This window comes from Weissella koreensis KACC 15510, from assembly GCF_000219805.1.
GTDB lineage: Bacteria > Bacillota > Bacilli > Lactobacillales > Lactobacillaceae > Weissella > Weissella koreensis.
Window position 1 is genome coordinate 383,955 of the sequence record NC_015759.1, and the last position, 20,256, is coordinate 404,210.

At 38.8% G+C, this 20,256-nt stretch carries 11 protein-coding genes, 3 tRNA genes, 3 rRNA genes and 1 pseudogene; all 18 read right to left on the reverse strand.

What is annotated here, in order from left to right; all coding sequences use genetic code 11:
* Position 1: 1 nt before the first annotated feature.
* Positions 2-1,326: pseudogene (locus tag WKK_RS01865) on the reverse strand (glycosyltransferase family 2 protein).
* A gap of 24 nt (positions 1,327-1,350) precedes the next feature.
* On the reverse strand, positions 1,351-2,217 hold the full coding sequence (locus WKK_RS07245) for a hypothetical protein (RefSeq protein ID WP_013989268.1): 867 nt from the start codon (positions 2,215-2,217) through the stop codon (positions 1,351-1,353).
* Between the two features lie 398 nt (positions 2,218-2,615).
* Positions 2,616-2,699: transfer RNA gene (locus tag WKK_RS01875), tRNA-Leu, on the reverse strand.
* Positions 2,700-2,719: 20 nt separating this feature from the next.
* Positions 2,720-2,792: transfer RNA gene (locus tag WKK_RS01880), tRNA-Val, on the reverse strand.
* A gap of 6 nt (positions 2,793-2,798) precedes the next feature.
* Positions 2,799-2,915: ribosomal RNA gene (rrf, locus tag WKK_RS01885) — 5S ribosomal RNA — on the reverse strand.
* A 95-nt stretch (positions 2,916-3,010) separates the two neighbouring features.
* Positions 3,011-5,925, reverse strand: a 23S ribosomal RNA gene (locus tag WKK_RS01890).
* A gap of 256 nt (positions 5,926-6,181) precedes the next feature.
* Positions 6,182-6,254: transfer RNA gene (locus tag WKK_RS01895), tRNA-Ala, on the reverse strand.
* A 78-nt stretch (positions 6,255-6,332) separates the two neighbouring features.
* Positions 6,333-7,913, reverse strand: a 16S ribosomal RNA gene (locus tag WKK_RS01900).
* Together the 16S, 23S and 5S rRNA genes with 3 tRNA genes alongside form the textbook arrangement of a ribosomal RNA operon.
* Positions 7,914-8,524: 611 nt before the next feature.
* Complete coding sequence (locus WKK_RS01905) at positions 8,525-10,696, reverse strand: LTA synthase family protein (RefSeq protein WP_013989269.1); 2,172 nt, start codon at positions 10,694-10,696, stop codon at positions 8,525-8,527.
* Between the two features lie 75 nt (positions 10,697-10,771).
* Positions 10,772-11,023: a YkuJ family protein gene (locus WKK_RS01910; RefSeq protein ID WP_006845825.1), complete on the reverse strand. Its 252-nt coding sequence runs from the start codon at positions 11,021-11,023 to the stop codon at positions 10,772-10,774.
* A complete protein-coding gene (locus WKK_RS01915) occupies positions 11,020-12,030 on the reverse strand; it encodes a lysylphosphatidylglycerol synthase transmembrane domain-containing protein (protein WP_013989270.1) in 1,011 nt (336 codons plus the stop codon). Before WKK_RS01915 ends, WKK_RS01910 begins: the two co-directional genes overlap by 4 nt.
* A 1-nt stretch (position 12,031) precedes the next feature.
* Entirely contained in the window at positions 12,032-13,054 is a 1,023-nt protein-coding gene (locus WKK_RS01920; RefSeq protein ID WP_013989271.1) for a glycosyltransferase family 4 protein, read from the reverse strand.
* Positions 13,054-14,298, reverse strand: coding sequence for a glycosyltransferase family 4 protein (locus WKK_RS01925; protein WP_013989272.1), 1,245 nt, complete (start codon positions 14,296-14,298; stop codon positions 13,054-13,056). The genes WKK_RS01920 and WKK_RS01925 overlap by 1 nt, the downstream gene beginning before the upstream one ends.
* Positions 14,299-14,640: 342 nt before the next feature.
* Entirely contained in the window at positions 14,641-14,952 is a 312-nt protein-coding gene (locus tag WKK_RS01930; RefSeq protein WP_006845829.1) for a hypothetical protein, read from the reverse strand.
* A 2-nt stretch (positions 14,953-14,954) separates the two neighbouring features.
* Positions 14,955-16,316 carry a phosphoglucosamine mutase gene (gene glmM / locus WKK_RS01935; protein ID WP_013989273.1) on the reverse strand — a complete coding sequence of 454 codons (1,362 nt, stop codon included), beginning with the start codon at positions 16,314-16,316 and terminating at the stop codon, positions 14,955-14,957.
* 38 nt (positions 16,317-16,354) lie between these two features.
* Positions 16,355-17,320 carry a CdaR family protein gene (locus WKK_RS01940; RefSeq protein WP_006845831.1) on the reverse strand — a complete coding sequence of 322 codons (966 nt, stop codon included), beginning with the start codon at positions 17,318-17,320 and terminating at the stop codon, positions 16,355-16,357.
* 1 nt (position 17,321) lies between these two features.
* Complete coding sequence (gene cdaA, locus WKK_RS01945) at positions 17,322-18,146, reverse strand: diadenylate cyclase CdaA (protein WP_006845832.1); 825 nt, start codon at positions 18,144-18,146, stop codon at positions 17,322-17,324.
* 12 nt (positions 18,147-18,158) lie between these two features.
* Positions 18,159-20,219 (reverse strand): Na+/H+ antiporter, encoded by a 2,061-nt coding sequence (locus tag WKK_RS01950; RefSeq protein WP_013989274.1) that lies wholly within the window; start codon positions 20,217-20,219, stop codon positions 18,159-18,161.
* Between the last annotated feature and the right edge of the window lie 37 nt (positions 20,220-20,256).

Consider the following 20,256-nt stretch of genomic DNA (forward strand, 5'->3'; position numbering starts at 1 on the left):
ATTATTTTTTAAGTGATTTTCGAGTAGGGCTCACCCAAGTTCCTTCTCCCATACCTAATAATGATTTAATAGCTGGAATAAATGTCGCCACGATTGTAAGCGGATTTACCATCCAAAAAAACATCATGTATAAAGGAGCAAATAAAAAATATTTGAATTTTGCCGCACTTTGATCTAAAAGGAGTGCAGCTAATAATTGTAATATCCCTGAAAACAACTCAAAAGTTACAAAAATAAAACTCATGGCGAAACCATGCCAAATACGTTCAAAATTTCCGGTAAATAAGAAATACAACATTGATAGAATAAATATAATACTGGTAATAAAAAAGAAAAAAGACCAAACGATTGAAAACGTCGTATCAACAAACATTGATAAAACGTATCTATATTTAAAAGGATGTAATAAAAATAAATGTGCATTGGTTAACCAAACCTCAGTTCCACCCTGTGCCCAACGCTTACGTTGCTTATACAGTTCACCTAAAGTTTCAGGAACATTCATATGAAAAATAATATCTGGTGCAAATCGAGGAGTTACTCCAAATAATAAATGGTCCCATGCAATACTAATATCTTCGGTGGCCCGATCTTGTCTAAAACCACCAACGTCAATTAAAAATTGTTTGCTATACATGGTGTTAGCACCACTATAAGAATACATTGAATCATTAATAGCGGTTTGGCTACGTTTAATAACCCCAACGATACTCGAAAACTCAACTGTTTGCGATTTACCCAATATCTTAGTTCTGTTTTGAACATCCATATTCGCTGTTACCGCAGCTGTATTAACATCTTCTGCATTGATAAAATAATTCATATACTTCATCAATGCATTGGGCTCAGGTAGCGTATCGGCATCATTACTCAATATATAGTGCCCTTAGCGAAATACATTCCAATATTAAATGCATGTGCTTTACCTTTGTTTTTAATGACACGAATAACCCTTAAGTTATCATATTTCATTTGCAATCTACGCAAAATTTTATTTGTATCATCACGACTACCGTCATCCATAACTAATATCTCATAGTTTTCATAGTTCATTTGAGTGCTCAAATAATGAATTGTTTCTTCAATCATAACCTCTTCATTATGTGCAGGAATCATAATGGTTATCATGGGCTGTACAGCCGGCGGAATAGCTCTAAAATTAACTTCTTTTCGGTCTTTCTTCAGCCAACGATAACTTAAAGAAACAAAAAACCAAAACATTGCTCCGATCACCGGATATAAACAAAGAATGATTAAAATTATTCTTTTAATAATATCCCATATGCTTCCACTAGTGAACATTTCATTAAAAATATCGCTTACCATATTTTTTATCCTAACTGGTCAATCCTAGCCACGATCAACATGCAAATAATTAGGAAGCTCGTTATCTTCCAAATTTTGCTCAGGTTGAACATCAAAATATCTGATATTATGTCGTAAGGCCCGACTACCGAAACGTTTGTTCATAAACCCATCTGATAATTGCTTTTTATTAATATCATCAATTGAATCAAATGTCGGCCATTTTTCGATGGTACCTTCTCTACGAAAATTTTGAATAATTGTCATTGATGTCGCATAAATAAATGTTACAGTTGCAGCAAACAACAATAGATAGATCAAAAACCAAATTTCATCAATTCCCTCACTATACTTCCAAAAGGCATGCCCGTACTTTCCTTTGGTTAAATGAGAAGTAAACGTTGCTATAGTAATATAACTTGGTACAATTACGCAGATCCAACTAAATAGGGCTATAATCGTTTGCCGTATTTTTAATAACCATTTACCTTTAGAAAAATATTCATCAGTAAATCCATATTGCTGATCAGCCTTAGCTGAATAAAGCAGTTTAGTTTCAACTACATTCATGCCATTCATTTTAGTAATTTTTGGCAACAGTATCTGAGCCTCTATTTTATTAGCTTGTGGTAACAATATCTGGGCTTCTATTTTACTAGATCGTGGTAATAGTATCTCGGCTTCTATTTTGGAATTTGCCTTTAAAAGAATAGCTTCAAACTTTTTTGGATTTGATGCTGACTTCACAATTTTAATTTCCACATCTTCAGGTAAATTAACTAATTCAAATTCTAATTTAGACCCCGAAGCAGATAATTTCATTCCAACATTTGATATAGGCACTAACAAATCTACATTTATTTCAGTTTCCGACCTAGAATAATCTATATTATCATGAACATAATTTTGCATATTTATATACACCCTATGTATAAATTTAAGTATTATTATGATCACTTAAAAATAAAGTAAATAAATCTACTTTTCATACTCTAAGAGCATGTGATATTCATTATAAATAAAACCATTTCTCATTTAATTTAAATGCAATAATGCTCATTTATAATGATATCACTCATTTTTTAATCATTTCGCCAACTTTTGCGTTTAAATATTAAAATATTGGTGATATATTTATTCATTTTTTTAATTTATTATTCATATTACAAATGTAATAAATAAATGTATAATATTACCCATATTTTAGTGATAATATGAAAATAATTAAATATAAATTATTTGTAATAAATAAAAAAATTCTTACAATTGAATTTTAATATCAATAATAAGAATTTATTTTTTATTTAATATGCCGTCGGTGGGAATCGAACCCACACTCTCTTGCGAGAACGGGATTTTGAGTCCCGCGCGTCTACCTATTCCGCCACAACGGCAAGTTATTTAACTAACTAAATGGACGTTACAGGGATCGAACCTGTGACCCCCTGCTTGTAAGGCAGGTGCTCTCCCAGCTGAGCTAAACGTCCAAGATTGCGTCGCAACTTCCTATCCTCGCAGGAGGCGATCCTCCAACTACTTTCGGCGTGACTGAGCTTAACTTCTGTGTTCGGGATGGGAACAGGTGTGACCTCAGTGCTATCGTCACGACACGTATTAAATTGTTGAGAGTTAGTTCCCTCAAAACTGAATCATATATATTTATAAATTTTAACAATACACCTTGAACCACCACGTCGTATTCAACTTGGTTAAGTCCTCGAACCATTAGTACTAGTCCGCTCCATACCTCACGGTACTTCCACTTCTAGCCTATCTACCTCATCATCTATAAGGGGTCTTACTTCTTTCGAATGGGAAATCTCATCTCGAGGCGAGTTTCACACTTAGATGCTTTCAGCGTTTATCTCATCCGTACATAGCTACTCAGCGATGCTCCTGGCGGAACAACTGATACACCAGTGGTACGTCCACCCCGGTCCTCTCGTACTAAGGGCAGCTCCTCTCAAATTTCCTACGCCCGCGACGGATAGGGACCGAACTGTCTCACGACGTTCTGAACCCAGCTCGCGTACCGCTTTAATGGGCGAACAGCCCAACCCTTGGGACCGACTACAGCCCCAGGATGCGATGAGCCGACATCGAGGTGCCAAACCTCCCCGTCGATGTGGACTCTTGGGGGAGATAAGCCTGTTATCCCCAGGGTAGCTTTTATCCGTTGAGCGATGGCCCTTCCATGCGGAACCACCGGATCACTAAGTCCTACTTTCGTACCTGCTCGACCTGTTAGTCTCGCAGTCAAGCTCGCTTATGCCTTTACACTCTGCGAATGATTTCCAACCATTCTGAGCGAACCTTTGAGCGCCTCCGTTACCTTTTAGGAGGCGACCGCCCCAGTCAAACTGCCTGCCAGACACTGTCTTCCACCACGATTAGTGGTGTGAGTTAGAGTGATCATACAACGAGGGTAGTATCCCACTATTGCCTCCATCGAAACTAGCGTTCCGATTTCTACGGCTCCTACCTATTCTGTACAAGCTGCACAAGCACTCAATATCAAGCTACAGTAAAGCTCCATGGGGTCTTTCCGTCCTGTCGCGGGTAACCCGCATCTTCACGGGTATTTAAATTTCACCGAGTCTCTCGTTGAGACAGTGCCCAGATCGTTACGCCTTTCGTGCGGGTCGGAACTTACCCGACAAGGAATTTCGCTACCTTAGGACCGTTATAGTTACGGCCGCCGTTTACTGGGGCTTCAATTCGCACCTTCGCCGAAGCTAAGCACTCCTTTTAACCTTCCAGCACCGGGCAGGCGTCAGCCCCTATACGTCATCTTTCGATTTTGCAGAAACCTGTGTTTTTGATAAACAGTCGCCTGGGCCTATTCACTGCGGCTCAGCTTGCGCTGAGCACCCCTTCTCCCGAAGTTACGGGGTCATTTTGCCGAGTTCCTTAACGAGAGTTCACTCGCACACCTTAGGATTCTCTCCTCGACTACCTGTGTCGGTTTGCGGTACGGGCAGGTAAACACTAACTAGAAGCTTTTCTCGGCAGCGTGACATCATGGACTTCTCTACTTTATTTCGATCCTCATCATCACTTGTTCTTAAAGGGATAAGCATTTAACTACTCCCAAAACTTGTGATTTAACCCAGCACTTCCAGTCGCTGGGATCCATTAGCCTTCTGCGTCCCTCCATCGTTCAAACATGTTCACCTGGTACTGTAATCTCAACCAGTTATCCATCGACTACGCCTTTCGGCCTCGCCTTAGGTCCCGACTAACCCTGGGAGGACGAGCCTTCCCCAGGAAACCTTAGTCATTCGGTGGACAGGATTCTCACCTGTCTTTCGCTACTCATACCGGCATTCTCACTTCTATGCGCTCCACCAGTCCTCACGGTCTGACTTCATTGCCCATAGAACGCTCTCCTATCGCGCCACTTACGTGGCACCCGTAGTTTCGGTGGTGTGTTTAGCCCCGGTACATTTTCGGCGCAGAATCACTCGACTAGTGAGCTATTACGCACTCTTTAAATGGTGGCTGCTTCTGAGCCAACATCCTAGTTGTCTATGCAACTCCACATCCTTTTCCACTTAACACACACTTAGGGACCTTAACTGACGATCTGGGCTGTTCCCCTTTCGACAATGGATCTTATCACTCACTGTCTGACTCCCGGACATACGTAATTGGCATTCGGAGTTTATCTTAATTTGGTAACCCGAGATGGGCCCCGCACCAAAACAGTGCTCTACCTCCAATACGCTACATTCCGAGGCTAGCCCTAAAGCTATTTCGGAGAGAACCAGCTATCTCCAAGTTCGATTGGAATTTCACCTCTACCCACACCTCATCCTAGCATTTTTCAACATGCACAGGTTCGGGCCTCCAGTGCGTCTTACCACACCTTCACCCTGGACATGGGTAGGTCACCTGGTTTCGGGTTTACAACTACATACTATGTCGCCCATTTCAGACTCGCTTTCGCTACGGCTCCGGTCTTTCCACCTTAACCTTGCATGTAATCATAACTCGCCGGTTCATTCTACAAAAGGCACGCCATCACCCATTAACGGGCTCTGACTTCTTGTAGGCACATGGTTTCAGGAACTTTTTCACTCCCCTTCCGGGGTGCTTTTCACCTTTCCCTCACGGTACTGGTTCACTATCGGTCACTAGGTAGTATTTAGCCTTGGGAGATGGTCCTCCCAGATTCCGACCGGATTTCACGTGTCCGGCCGTACTCAGGATCCTACACGGGAGATTGTACGTTTTCGTCTACAGGGCTATCACCTTGTTTCGCGTGGTTTCCCAACCACTTCGACTAACATACAATTTTGTAACTCCACAACGGTAGTCCTACAACCCCAAAGTGCAAGCACTTTGGTTTGGGCTCTTCCGGGTTCGCTCGCCGCTACTGACGGAATCGATATTTCTTTCTACTCCTGTTGCTAATGAGATGTTTCAGTTCACAACGTCTACCTTCAACTAGTCTATATATTCAACTAGTGATAACTTGCATAACAAGTTGGGTTCCCCCATTCGGAAATCTCCGGATCAAAGCTTACTTACAGCTCCCCGAAGCATATCGGTGTTAGTACCGTCCTTCATCGGCTCCTAGTGCCAAGGCATTCACCATGCGCCCTTAATAACTTAACCGATCAACTTTCGTTGATGATTCAAGCTTGAGTATGCGACCTAACGGTCGCTTGCGATTACCACAATATAAATATTGTGATGAACTAATTAAAAAACTCAAAAAATAACGCGGTGTAATTCACTGTCAATCATCATTGCGATGATCAACTATTGATTTACTCGGTTCAATTTATATTGTATTCAATAAAATTGAAATTTTTAAAATTTATATATATGATTCAGTTTTCAAAGAACTAATTTAACACCGAAGTGTTAATGGAGAATAGCGGGATCGAACCGCTGACCTCCTGCTTGCAAAGCAGGCGCTCTCCCAGCTGAGCTAATTCCCCAATAAAATTAAATTGAGTGTAGAACACTCAAAACTAAATAACGTTTCAATGAATATGCAGGTTTCCGATTTTCCTTAGAAAGGAGGTGATCCAGCCGCAGGTTCTCCTACGGCTACCTTGTTACGACTTCACCCTAATCATCTGTCCCACCTTAGGCGGCTGGCTCCTAATAAAAGGTTACCTCACCGACTTTGGGTGTTACAAACTCTCATGGTGTGACGGGCGGTGTGTACAAGACCCGGGAACGTATTCACCGCGGCGTGCTGATCCGCGATTACTAGCGATTCCGACTTCGTGTAGGCGAGTTGCAGCCTACAGTCCGAACTGAGACAAGCTTTAAGAGATTTGCGCACCCTCGCGGGTTGGCGACTCGTTGTACTTGCCATTGTAGCACGTGTGTAGCCCAGGTCATAAGGGGCATGATGATTTGACGTCATCCCCGCCTTCCTCCGGTTTGTCACCGGCAGTCTTGCTAGAGTGCCCAACTAAATGCTGGCAACTAACAATAAGGGTTGCGCTCGTTGCGGGACTTAACCCAACATCTCACGACACGAGCTGACGACAACCATGCACCACCTGTCACTTTGTCCCCGAAGGGAAAGCTCCATCTCTGGAGTGGTCAAAGGATGTCAAGACCTGGTAAGGTTCTTCGCGTTGCTTCGAATTAAACCACATGCTCCACCGCTTGTGCGGGTCCCCGTCAATTCCTTTGAGTTTCAACCTTGCGGTCGTACTCCCCAGGCGGAGTGCTTAATGCGTTAGCTTCGTCACTCAAGGGCGGAAACCCTCGAACAACTAGCACTCATCGTTTACAGTGTGGACTACCAGGGTATCTAATCCTGTTTGCTACCCACACTTTCGAGCCTCAACGTCAGTTACAGTCCAGAAAGCCGCCTTCGCCACTGGTGTTCTTCCATATATCTACGCATTTCACCGCTACACATGGAGTTCCACTTTCCTCTACTGCACTCAAGTTATCCAGTTTCCAAAGCAATTCCTCGGTTGAGCCGAGGGCTTTCACTTCAGACTTAAATAACCGTCTGCGCTCGCTTTACGCCCAATAAATCCGGATAACGCTTGGAACATACGTATTACCGCGGCTGCTGGCACGTATTTAGCCGTTCCTTTCTGGTAAGATACCGTCACACATTGAACAGTTACTCTCAATGTCATTCTTCTCTTACAACAGTGTTTTACGAGCCGAAACCCTTCATCACACACGCGGCGTTGCTCCATCAGACTTTCGTCCATTGTGGAAGATTCCCTACTGCTGCCTCCCGTAGGAGTATGGGCCGTGTCTCAGTCCCATTGTGGCCGGTCAGTCTCTCAACTCGGCTATGTATCATTGTCTTGGTGAGCCATTACCTCACCAACTAACTAATACACCGCGGGACCATCTCTTAGTGATAGCAAGACCATCTTTTAAACTAAAACCATGCGGTTTTAATTATTATACGGTATTAGCATTTGTTTCCAAATGTTATCCCCTGCTAAGAGGTAGGTTTCCCACGTGTTACTCACCCGTTCGCCACTCATTGCAATGTTGAAAATCAAATCTGAACAAGTTCTTCATATCATTTCAACCACAATGCGTTCGACTTGCATGTATTAGGCACGCCGCCAGCGTTCATCCTGAGCCAGGATCAAACTCTCAATTTAAAATTGAAAAGCTTGAGTATAACTCAATCTTTTTTTGTTGTTGTTTAACAGTTGTTAAACGAATTTACTAGCGAAATTGACTTCGCAAATGTTTGTATCTTCCATATTATAAATATGAGACACACCTGCACATTTGTTTCATCGAAACGTTATTTAGTTTTCAATGTTCTACTCGTTGCCTCTCACGAGACAACTTAATTAGTATATCAAGTGGCTGATTAAATGTCAACAACTTATTATATTTAATTTCATCAACTGAGAAACGAATTAATCGCTTGCCCTTAGCCGACTTAAATAATATACTCCATTTCACATTCAACGTCAATAAGTAATTTTAATATTTTTAAACATTACTGATCAGATACTTCTAACTTACCCTACATAAAAGCTGACTAGGTACCTTTTTTAGCATGTAATACATCGGCTAAGAATCAATGTTTTTAAAAATTTAAAGATGAAAATTCCATTCAATAATAATTATTATTAGTTTGAAAAATTAATTAACATAATTTAATTATCGTTTCCAATTACCCTAATGATCATTTTAAATAAAAAAGTCCAAGACAAAAATGTCTTAGTCTTCATAAATATATTTAACAAAATTAACTACATTAACGATCGCGCTCAGAACCATGACCACTTAAAATCGAGTTTACTGAAGCAATCTCATTTGAATTGGTCCCATCTTCACCATCAGTTTTCTCTTGCTTATCACCACCTAACTCCGGCGCATCAGTTTTATATTCCGTTGACTGATTATTATTAGCCCCTAAAATAGTTTTACTTGAATCAACTTTTTTAAGTTGTTTCAATGCGGTGCTCTTCTTATATGATATATTTTTATTCTTGCTTTTTGGTATATCGCTCTTTGGCAAGAAACGTAGTAAGTTACCTTGTACTACCTTATCAGAATAACCCAAAGACTTCTCTACATACTTATCAGCTTCGTCAATTGCTAATTTTGCACGTGGATCTTGTTTTGGATTAATTTTAGTTCCGGTTGAAGTCACATAGTAGTTTGATCCGACACGAGTATATTCACTTGTTACCCAATTTCCATTTCTAAATGGTACAATCTGCTTATTTTGACTTGAAAATAGATCTTGCCCAAATTTAATTTGGTTATCGTCATTAACCCCTAAAAGATCTAACAACGTTGGCATGACGTCGATTTCTCCGCCATAAGTATGATTAATACCACCTTCCATTCCTGGAATATGAATCATAAACGGCACCTTTTCCCAATTAGTCAAATCAGTATCAGTAACCTTATTAGTACCCAATAATTTAGCAATGGCACTCTTATGATTTTCAGAAATACCATAGTGATCTCCATACAAGACAATCATAGATTTATCCCAAAGACCATTATCTTTCAAATTCTGCTCAAACTCTCCAAAAGCTTGATCTAGGTAACGTGCCGTTTGAACGTAGCCATCAACAGTCGCATCATCGGTATCTGTTTTACTAATTGAAATGTTCTTTTCATCCAAATCATATGGATAATGGTTAGTAACCGTAATAACTTTTGAATAGAATGGTTGTGGCAACTTTTCAAGATAATTAGCAGTTCCCTTCAAGAAAAGCTTATCCTTCATTCCATACCCAACATTATAATCTGGGCTGTCAGAATTTTTATAGTAAGACTTTGAAAAGAAGTAATCATATCCCCAATTTTTATAGGTATTATCCCGATTCCAAAATGACGGAACATCCCCGTGGAACGCAGCACTGGTATAACCTTGTTGACTCATCAATGCTGGCATCGCTTGGAAAGTATTGGTTCCACCATAATTAGACATAACTGATCCTGAAGATGTCCCATACAATGATGTTTCAAGCATCAATTCTGCATCAGCCGTCTTACCTTGTCCCACTTGGTTATAGAAATTATCAAAAGACGTGGTATTTTGATCATGATAAAATGCATTCAAATTAGGCGTAACCTCTTGTCCATCCCAACGATAGTCCAACATGAATTGTTGAAAAGATTCCAAATGGAAGATAATAACATTCTTACCCTTAGCCTTACCAAAAGTAGTACTGTTAGCTAGGGTTTTATTTTCATTCACAAATTTCTTAATTTCATCTAGGTCTGAAGACTTAGCTTTTTTCACTTCACTCGCTTGCTCTTTGGTCTTCACAGCGTTGTAAGCAGCATATTCATTCAATCCCAAATATTTAACAATATAATTATTATCAAAAGTTCGAGTTAACAACCCCGATCGATCAGAGGAAGCCATTCCAAAGACCGCTAACATAGAAGCAATCCCTAATGCCGTTGTCAAAAGGGCAAAGCGTTTTTGTACAACGCCTTGATCGACCTTAATTATTTTGAAGATTAATAATAAAATTAAAATAATAATGTCGACGAAAACAATAAAATCAATCGGATGAATAATCTCACCAATTGCTTTTCCTAAATTATTTTGTACTGAACCACCAGCCTTCATAATATTTAATGAAATAAAATCTGAAAATTCACGATAATACAAAATGTTTGAAAAGAGCCATAATGATTGAATGAAATTAATAATAATCATCAACCAATAAGATAATTTTCCTCGGAAATATAGAGCAATCCCCAACAAAAGGACTGCCGTTGGGATTGGATTAACAATTAATAGAAATTGTTGTAACAATCCTTTTGCACCTAAGCTAAACTCTACTTGATAAGCCCAGTAAGTTTTTATGGTTACTAAAAGCACCGATAAAATCAAGAAACCAATCGTAGAGTTGAAATCAGGCCACCATTTTTTTATTGCTGACATAACCCGTTGCATGCCATATTCCTCTATTTCTTTGTTTTATTTTTTACTGACTATTTCTAACAATATTGACTCAATCTAAAACGAGCCTTAAAAAGATAATTTAAATTCTGACAAACGTTCATAGATTTCAACAGCCAAAGCATCTAAATCATCAAAAGCAAATTGGCTTTTATTCCGTCCTTCAGCTAAAGCAAATAAATGTGATGGCTGATCATAGCGTACTGTCACTACATTTACTCCATATAAATCAAAATTACGCTCTTGTAACGCTCTATCAGTGCTCATTTGCATGGCTTGTAGACGCTGAACGATTGTTGTTAACTCACTTGTATCTCTCACGATTTACTCCTTTGTACCGGTATGTTAAAAGCAATAATACCTACAAATAATCCAAAATAATAGGTAATAATACGCCAAATTAGCATGGCCAGTACAAGTGCCCCTGCATTAGGTAAAAAGCTACTAAAAATCATACTAAAGCCAACTTCAGCTCCTCCAGCCCCACCTGGGATCGGGAAAAGTGAAATCACCATTACAATCAAAATATGTAGTGACATGACAAAAATCAATTTGACATGGCTTTGACCCAGCGCTAACAAAATAAAATATGGAATCGCGTAATAAAATAACAATTGTAAAAGTGTCAAAATAATCACTTTACCCAAAGTTTTTAAGTCACGGCCCATTCTTAAACTCTCTTCATGAAAATTATCAATTTTATCCTGAGCTTTTCCATTCCAATTCTGATAACGCTTTTCACTAAACCAACGCACTGGTTTTAAGCACAATTCCACTAATTGATGCGTAACCTTAGGTGAATACATTACCAATAATAATACAGTCACCACAATTAAATGAATGATAAAGCCTAAAACTACAATTAAAGTCATTTGATGTAATTTCGTAGTTAAATATTGAAACCCAATGATTAAAGCAAAAATAAAATTCACTACAATCATACTTTGATAAACGACAAACTTCATCAATAACACCGAGCTTGCCCGGCCGATATCCATCCCCGTTTGAGCTAAGGCAATCAATTGCATTGGTTGTCCTCCACTCGAAAAAGGAGTTATCCCATTACCTAATTGTTCAACTAATGGCACTCGTATGGCATTATACCAACTAATTTTTCCTTTTTTAGGATCTATCATAATTTTCACAATCACAGCTTCTAACAATAAATAAACGATCATGGCACCCAAAGCAACGCCAATCCAGCCCCAGTTAAGAATTTTTAATGAATCCTGGAGTTGTTGGCTATCCACTCGGCGCATCGACCACCAAAAAATTATACCACCCAGCAATAACATCCCTACAAAAACCAAAGTATTTTTTCGCGACATGTTATTTCCTTTCTGCTTGCTCCTGATAAAACTTTTCCCACAAGCCGGCCACATAATCCTTTGAATAACGTTTTGAAGCTTCAAGTGCTTGATTAATCATTTCTTGCTGTAACTTTGGATCAGATTGTAATTGCTCCAATTTCTTTTGCATCGCATCTCGATCAGGTGCTGCCAAATAATAACCTGCCAAGATTTCTTTATATAGATCTAAATCTCTTAAAATGGTTGGGGTTCCTGCACTAAATGCTTCTAACGCTGACATTGGAAACAACTCATTAAAACTAGGTAGCAAAAAAACATTCGCCAAATTATAATAATTATTCATTTGATCTCGATCAACAATCCCAGGAAACTTCAAATTAGCAGGTGGATTTGATACAACCTTTTTCAATTCTTCATATCCGGCTGTTATTCCACCAAATGAGAACCCGCCTGCCCAAATGAATTGCCATTGTGGATTATCTCGTGCTAATTGAATAAAATCAAAAATTCCTTTTCGTTCTTGAACTTGACCAACGCCAAGGATAATAAAATCATCCGTTTTATACCCCTGGTCTTGTCTGAAAATTTGTTTGTCTGTATTTTCAAGGGGATAAAATTCATCTTTTGTTACAAAATTAGGGATGTAAGTTACATCCTTTGTGGGAATCCCTGCTGCTTCTAATTTAGGAATAAAGGTTGGATTCACGACCACAATATGATCCATTCGCCGATAAAAGGCAAGAACATATCGATAAAAAATTTGCTTAAAAGGCCAAATTAATTTAATCGATCCTTCTAAGGTTTCGGGTAAAAAATGGACATAACCAATTTTACGACCTCGTCCTGGTAGAAAAGTATTTAAATAAAAACTTAAATTAATTGTATGATAATGACTAATATCAGCTTTTCCTAGTTTATTAATCTTAATCTCAAATTGATCGGTAAAACGGTCCTTAAGTAAATTAACTAATTCGCGATATGCTGAGCCCACCCCTTGGCCAGGAACCGTTTCTGCTGATGAAAACATTGTAATTTTTAACATTAGTCGTTCCTCCTATTTTTAAATATTCGGCGACTAAAAATCCGTGCATACTCAGCATCAGCATTTTCAGCCTCTTCTATATCTTCTTCATGATAAACCGCAATTGCCTCTTGATAGAAAGCCTCCACCCGTTGACCAAAAGTTCGTTCATCAATCTCATGCAAAATATTTGTCCGAGAATTCGGATCACCAATCGTCTGTTCATTTTGTGCAGCAGTTAAATACTTTAACATTGGTTCAACCAACTCATCGGTATCACTCACTAATGTACCTAAATTATCATTAGTAATGACCGTATCCAAATAAGGACTATGCATAGCCACCACTGGTGTATTTCCTGTCATAGCTTCAATATAAGTTAACCCTTGAGTTTCACTTTCTGAGGCTGAAACAAAAACATCTGCCAAGCAATAATAACTATATGCCTTTTCATGATCAACATAACCAGTGAAAATTACATTATCCATAATTTCTAACGCAGCCGCATGATCATGAATAGCTGATTCCGCCGGGCCATCCCCTGCAATAATCAAATGAGCCTCTGGCATTTCTTCCAAAATTTCAGCAAAACTTTCCAGAACTGCTTCAATATTTTTTTCAAACGCTATTCGACCAAGCGATAGTACTATTGGCGTATCTGATGATAGCCCCAATTCTTCTCGTAAAGCCACGCTCTGATCTTCTTCATCAGTATGCAAGACTTTAACCCCTGTGGGAATAATTTCAATTGGTACTTTAATGCCATAATCAATTAATTGAGACCGCGTTTGTTCAGAAGGAGCAATCATTCCCGTTAAGCCATGAGTATAGCCCCTCAATATCACTCCAACACTTCCGGGACGAATAATTCGGCCGTTAAAAATATAATGAGTGTAATCTTCATAATTTGTATGATAAGTATGAACCACCGGAATGTGCAAAGCACGAGCAACTGACTTTCCAAATAGTCCTAATGAAAATTCCGTTTGTGTGTGCACAATATCCAAATTAAGTTCTTTAGAAATTTCTTGGACTTGTAATCCACCACGATAAGTTACCCGACGTTCTTTAAATCCCACAAAAGGAATACTAGCAAAACGATAAACGTTTGGTTCATCAATCCGCTCAGGTGCATTGGGATCAGTTGAAGTAAAAATATACACATGATGGCCTTGTCGTTCTAATTGTTGCCGTAACGTTTCAATTGAGGTCGCCACTCCTGAAAGTTGTGGTAAGTATGTGTCTGTAAAAATACCAACATTCATCGGTTAGCTCCTTTCTAAATGTAAAAACAATATTCTTACATAATAACAAAATTTAAGAACAATTTCCCGCTATTGCACGTAAAAAGCTCCATAGCATGATTATTAAATCAAAAACTAACCTCAATAGCTCATAAATAAAAACCACGTTATTCATCAGCTCCAGCACTTAAAGCGCCTGCCATACCATGGCAAAAGCGAGGCCACGTTCAGCTAATTTAAAGCTTTCACGTACTTTTAACCTTTGCTAAATAAAGATTAATCTAAATATAATAATATAATAGACTAGCTTTTTATTAAAAAAGAAGCTGAAGATCATCTCCAACTTCTTTACCATTAATTTAATTAAGATAGTTGATTTTCTTGCATAATTTTGGCAATAATTTCGTCCATAGCAGGGGTCTTAACCCACTCGATCCATTCCGGAATGGCTACCATTTCATAAATACGGAAATTTTCATTAACATAATTTTCATATTTTTCCACACTAGCAGAGTGTGGAATATTAATTTTCATAATCCGAACTTCTTTTAGCATGCCATGTTCGACCGCATATTCTGCTTGTCCATTATGCAATAAATTACCAATTTCATGATATTTTGTACCATCATTTCGTGTGATTTCTTCAACCACATCTAAGGTTTGAAAATCTGCCATACTTACTTAATTCCCACTTCAGAAATTACAACATCGGTAATGCGCTTAACATAGTTTTCAACTTCAACTTGAGTTGGTGCTTCTGCCATAATTCGCAACAAATTTTGAGTCCCTGAAGGTCGGACTAAGACACGCCCGTTATTACCCATTTCACTCTCAACTTCAGTAATCACTGCTTGTATTGCTTCATTCTGTAAAGCAGCTTTTTTATCTTGAACTTGAACATTCTCTAATTTCTGAGGATAAATCGTAACTTCGGCTGCCAGTTCAGACAACTTCTTGCCAGTATCCTTCATAACATAAAGTAATTGTAGAGCTGTCAACATCCCATCACCGGTTGTTGCCCAATCTAAGAAAACAACGTGTCCAGATTGTTCACCACCAACGTTATATCCTGTTTTCAACATCTCTTCAACCACATAACGATCACCAACTGCAGTCTTAACAGATTTCATACCATTTTCTTCCAAAGCTTTGTACATTCCGATATTTGACATAGCCGTTGTCACGACCGTATCTTTTTTCAAACGACCATTTTCATGCAAATATTTTCCGGTGATAAACATAATTTTATCACCATCGACAATAGCTCCAGTTTCATCAACTGCAATCAATCGATCACCATCACCGTCAAATGCCAATCCAACTTGCGCACCCTTTTCAACCACCAACTCAGCTAATTTTTCAGGATGTGTTGAGCCCACTCCCGCATTGATATTAAGGCCATCAGGACTTGTTGCCATCGTCTCAAATTCAACTTCTTCATCCGCAAATAAATTTGAAACTAATCCACTCGTTGCTCCATTTGCAGCATCTAAAGCGGCATGAATGCCCGTCAATTTTGAAGGAATCGTAGTTTGTAAGAATTCCAAATACTTAGCCACTCCCACTGGGAATTCAGTGACTGAACCAAGTCCCTCCGCTGAAGGACGAGGCAATGTGTCTTCCGGAGCATCAAGTAAGGCTTCAATTTCAGCCTCAATCGCATCTGATAACTTAAATCCATCAGAACCAAATAATTTAATTCCATTATCTTCTGCAGGGTTATGCGAAGCCGTAATTTGTGCCCCAGCGTCAGCTTGATCAGCTCGCACTAAATAAGCAACTCCAGGCGTTGATATAACACCAAGCTTCAAAACCTCAATTCCAATTGATAGGAATCCAGCAACCAAAGCACTTTCAAGCAATTGACCTGAAATTCTTGTATCACGTCCAACTAGTACACGTGGACGACGACCCGCTTCGGCATGTTGCGTCAAAATTGCTCCTGCAAAACGTCCTACACGAAAAGCCAATTCAGGCGTCAATTCTTTATTAGCAATTCCTCGTACGCCATCCGTTCCAAAATAATGTAAATCTGCCATTATACTTCTCCTAAATATATCTTTATTGTATTCATCAATTATTGTTTAGCTTCAATCTTGACCTGCACAGATTTATGATCTGCAGTCACTCCCTCAGGAATATCAAGATCAATCGTCTGTTGACTATTTTGAACTACATTACTCAAATCTACGGTTGCTGTTAAGCTCGAAACTTCAGCTAACTTTTCAGCATCACCAGAAAGCTTCAAAGAATTAATATCAGCAGTGATATCAAACTGACTGGCATCCCCATTTTTAGTCTCAATTTTTATGGGAACATCTTTCGTCCCTGTCCCTGCTTTAACGGGAATGCTAACAACTGCAGTTGCTGGAGAGATAGTCACATTGACCGCATTTCCGTTAACATCTACTGCTTGTAAGGCAACCTCTTTATTAGTACTTTCCTTAGTGTTGCGATTAAGTTGCACACTAGCCACAACTCGATTGACCGAAGCAACTGCAGTTTGTGAACCAACAATTTGGGCCGTAGTAACGCTTGATGTCACATCACCAACTTGATACCCATCTGCAATAGCCTCTTTATTATAGACAGTTTGTACTTTAAAGTTCTGAGTTGCACGTTTAGCAATATTTATATTAAACGTTTTCTCATTCAATTTATATGTTAATTCATGATTCAATCCGCTAACATTCAACGAAATTTGATGACTACCTTCTGAAAGGCCTTTTAAGTTTGCATAGACCTGAAAATTTTTCGTATTCATAGCTGCTGTAACTAAAGCAGATGGGCCAGTAATTTTCACGTCCACTGTTTCAGGCAAGCCCGTCACAATATAATTATCTGTGCTAATTCCCGAAATTTGTATAGGCATCGTTGATGTATCAGTTTTCTGCAATCCCAACCCGACTAACCCCGTCGAATTCTGTTTTTGCACCGCCGATGACCGACTCAGGGTTGTACCATCTACATAAATAGCTAACAAAACGGCCATTAATAGGGAAAGAATTAGATATACAATCTTACTAAAAGTCATTTTAAACATCTTAATTCTCCCCTCTTTTAAACCAATTCATGAAAAAGAGATTTTTGATCCAATCTTTCTTACCTTCTTGATTTACCAAATTTACCGTTAAGTATTTAATAAAATCATCGTGCGTTAGATCTTGCATCAACTCTGAATTACGCGTTAATGTAATCCCCCCCGTCTCTTCAGAAACAATGATCGTTAATGCATCGGTCACTTCAGAGATACCTACACCAGCACGATGCCTAGTTCCTAATGACTTAGGAATGGTCGTATTATCTGACAATGGTAAGTACGCTGCTGCAACCGCTAGCCGTTCGTCTTTAATAATCACGGCTCCATCATGTAGAGGAGTATTGGGAATGAAGGTATTAATCAACAATGCACCTGAAACAGAGGCATCAATTTTGATTCCAGTTTCGATGTATTCCTCCAGTCCCGTTTCCATTTCAATGGTAATTAAAGCACCAATCTTACGTTTTGCCATATATTGTACAGCTTCATCAAGTTGTTCAACTAATTTTTCCCCAACTTGATGATTTTGTTTCTTAAAAATTTGTGATCGTCCTAAATGTTCCAAGCCTCGTCGAATTTCAGGTTGGAAGACAATGACTAACATGATGACTCCCCAATTGATTAATTGGTCAGTTAACCATGAAATCACCGTCAAGCCAACATAAACAGCCACTAATTTAACCACGATTACAATGGCGACTCCACGGATCAATGTAATAGCTTTAGTTCCTTGCATTAACCGCATCAATTGATAAATAATAAACCAAACTAAAATAATATCAATTACGCGGACAAAATTAATACTCGTTAAAGATGCCACCCAATTCATGCAAAATTCCCCCTATCTTGTTTCATTCATAAGTAGTGCGGTCTCAGAATAGTTAACACCTTGACGTAACTTAACATCCGTTTCCAATGAAATAAAGTGTGCCGCAAAGAGATGTTGGATGGCTTCTCTTTGTGCCTTTAAACCAGCTAATTCCAAATTCAAACGCATCAATTGTTCACTTTTTTCCAGTTGTTCCGTTGACTGACGAGCTTTTCTAATTCGATTACGATATGAAATAATTAAGTTATGTGCCGTTTGATATTCACGTTTCATCTGTCTATCATTCATTGTTTCGAGTTGTATTTCTAAAGCCTTAATCGCAGCTTCGCAACTCGCAGTTCGTGCTAAATCAGCTTCATCGCGAATTTGTTGATTTTCTTCATTCGTCAACCAAATTTTGATTGCACGCCAAGCCATTCGAGACCAATATTTAATTCGTTGTAAGTATTGAACTTGACCTGGCTTTTGCACAATATAATTTAAATTATTTTCCAAACGTTCAATCCGTTGAATCTCATTATTGTAGACAAACTCCGAAATGGTATGTGCCTTCAATAACTGTTTCAAAGGAGTTAATTCAGCTTCTAAGGCAATTTTTCGCAAACGAACTTCTGATTCCAAAATTGGATTTAAGGCTTCACTGTTCATGTTTTCCAACTGTAATTGGCGAATTTGATGTTGATAATTCAAAACAATTTCATATATTAATGCTGCGTTTTCTTCACGATATTGTTGTTCCAGCATACGCATCGCCGACTGCAAGATATAAACCTGCGCACGTGGTTCAGACATGTGTTGAGCGACTTTTTTAGCTTTTTTAGCTTGTTTTTGAGTTGGTCTTGAAACCAACGGTAGCAATATAATCGCCGCTAACAATGAAATAATAATAACCGTTGCAGAAATAAACAGCATTAATCCCCGAGCTGGGAACGGAGTGTGACCGTCCGATAAGACAAGCGGAACTGATAAAATACCAGCCATTGTAACGGCCCCACGAACCCCACTTAATCCTGAAATAACTGCCGTCTTCCATGTTGGTGATTCTTCTTTATGTCGGTAAAATCGCCAATACTGATTTCCATAGGTCCATATAACTCGAATTCCAAAAATAATGAGCCAAGTTAATACTGCATACAAAAATACCATGGGAAGTGCAAGCCTTCCTGTATTATCAGCAAAGTCACTCATTGCAACTGGTAATTCAACTCCAAGGAGCACAAAGATTGCTCCATTAAATAAATAACCTAAGACATCCCAAGTTTGTAAACCAACTACGTGTAATTCACCGGTATAATTTACATTATTCTTGGTATGCAAATTTGAAATAACAGCGCCCACTACTACCGCAATAACACCAGAAGTATGGAAATGTTCCGCAATCAAATAAATTATAAAAGGACTAAATAGTTGAAGTACAACGACGAAGACGACATCGTGAATGCCACGACTACCAATAAAATCTAAAATCAAATTAATTAACGATATAATAATCGCCCCAATCAAAGCCCCCACTAAAGCCGTATATAAAAACTCCGTGGTCGCTTGCCAAGGTGAGAACGTTCCAGTTACCGCTGCTGCTAAAGCAAATTTAAAGGCAACCAACCCACTTGCATCATTAATTAAACTTTCTCCAGAAACCAAATGTAAAATTTTGCTAGGTAACTTCACGCTTTTAGCAATGGCTTGAACCGCAACTGGATCCGTAGGTGACAAGATTGCCGCTAAGGCAAAAGAAACCGGTAAGGATAATTCCGGTACAAACGTGTAAATCAAGAACCCACCCAACACCGTTGTTAAGATCACTAAGATAATGGCATTTCCAAAAATCGGTCCTCTTAAGGCCCATAGTTCTCGTTTTGGAAACCGCCAAGCATCAGAATACAATAATGGTGCAATGAATAATAACAAAAACCAACTAGTATCTAAGTTAATTTGTACATTGAAACCTACTGCAACAATTAACCCCAAGGCAATTTCAATTAAACTAACTGGTAATTTAGGTAAAAGATGTGAAATTAGGTTACTTATTAAGACAATTCCCAGTAAGGCAACTCCAGTTTCAATTAATTCCATGGCAGCTCCTTTCTAGTATGGTGTGAAAAATACTATG

What these genes read in the sequence shown, in the direction of transcription:
- WKK_RS07245 (WP_013989268.1), bottom strand. Translation starts at nt 2,217, where the DNA reads ATGCAAAATTATGTTCATGATAATATAGATTATTCTAGGTCGGAAACT.
- WKK_RS01905 (WP_013989269.1), bottom strand. Translation starts at nt 10,696, where the DNA reads ATGCAACGGGTTATGTCAGCAATAAAAAAATGGTGGCCTGATTTCAAC.
- WKK_RS01915 (WP_013989270.1), bottom strand. Translation starts at nt 12,030, where the DNA reads ATGTCGCGAAAAAATACTTTGGTTTTTGTAGGGATGTTATTGCTGGGT.
- WKK_RS01920 (WP_013989271.1), bottom strand. Translation starts at nt 13,054, where the DNA reads ATGTTAAAAATTACAATGTTTTCATCAGCAGAAACGGTTCCTGGCCAA.
- WKK_RS01925 (WP_013989272.1), bottom strand. Translation starts at nt 14,298, where the DNA reads ATGAATGTTGGTATTTTTACAGACACATACTTACCACAACTTTCAGGA.
- WKK_RS01930 (WP_006845829.1), bottom strand. Translation starts at nt 14,952, where the DNA reads ATGGCAGATTTTCAAACCTTAGATGTGGTTGAAGAAATCACACGAAAT.
- glmM (WP_013989273.1), bottom strand. Translation starts at nt 16,316, where the DNA reads ATGGCAGATTTACATTATTTTGGAACGGATGGCGTACGAGGAATTGCT.
- WKK_RS01940 (WP_006845831.1), bottom strand. Translation starts at nt 17,320, where the DNA reads ATGTTTAAAATGACTTTTAGTAAGATTGTATATCTAATTCTTTCCCTA.
- cdaA (WP_006845832.1), bottom strand. Translation starts at nt 18,146, where the DNA reads ATGAATTGGGTGGCATCTTTAACGAGTATTAATTTTGTCCGCGTAATT.
- WKK_RS01950 (WP_013989274.1), bottom strand. Translation starts at nt 20,219, where the DNA reads ATGGAATTAATTGAAACTGGAGTTGCCTTACTGGGAATTGTCTTAATA.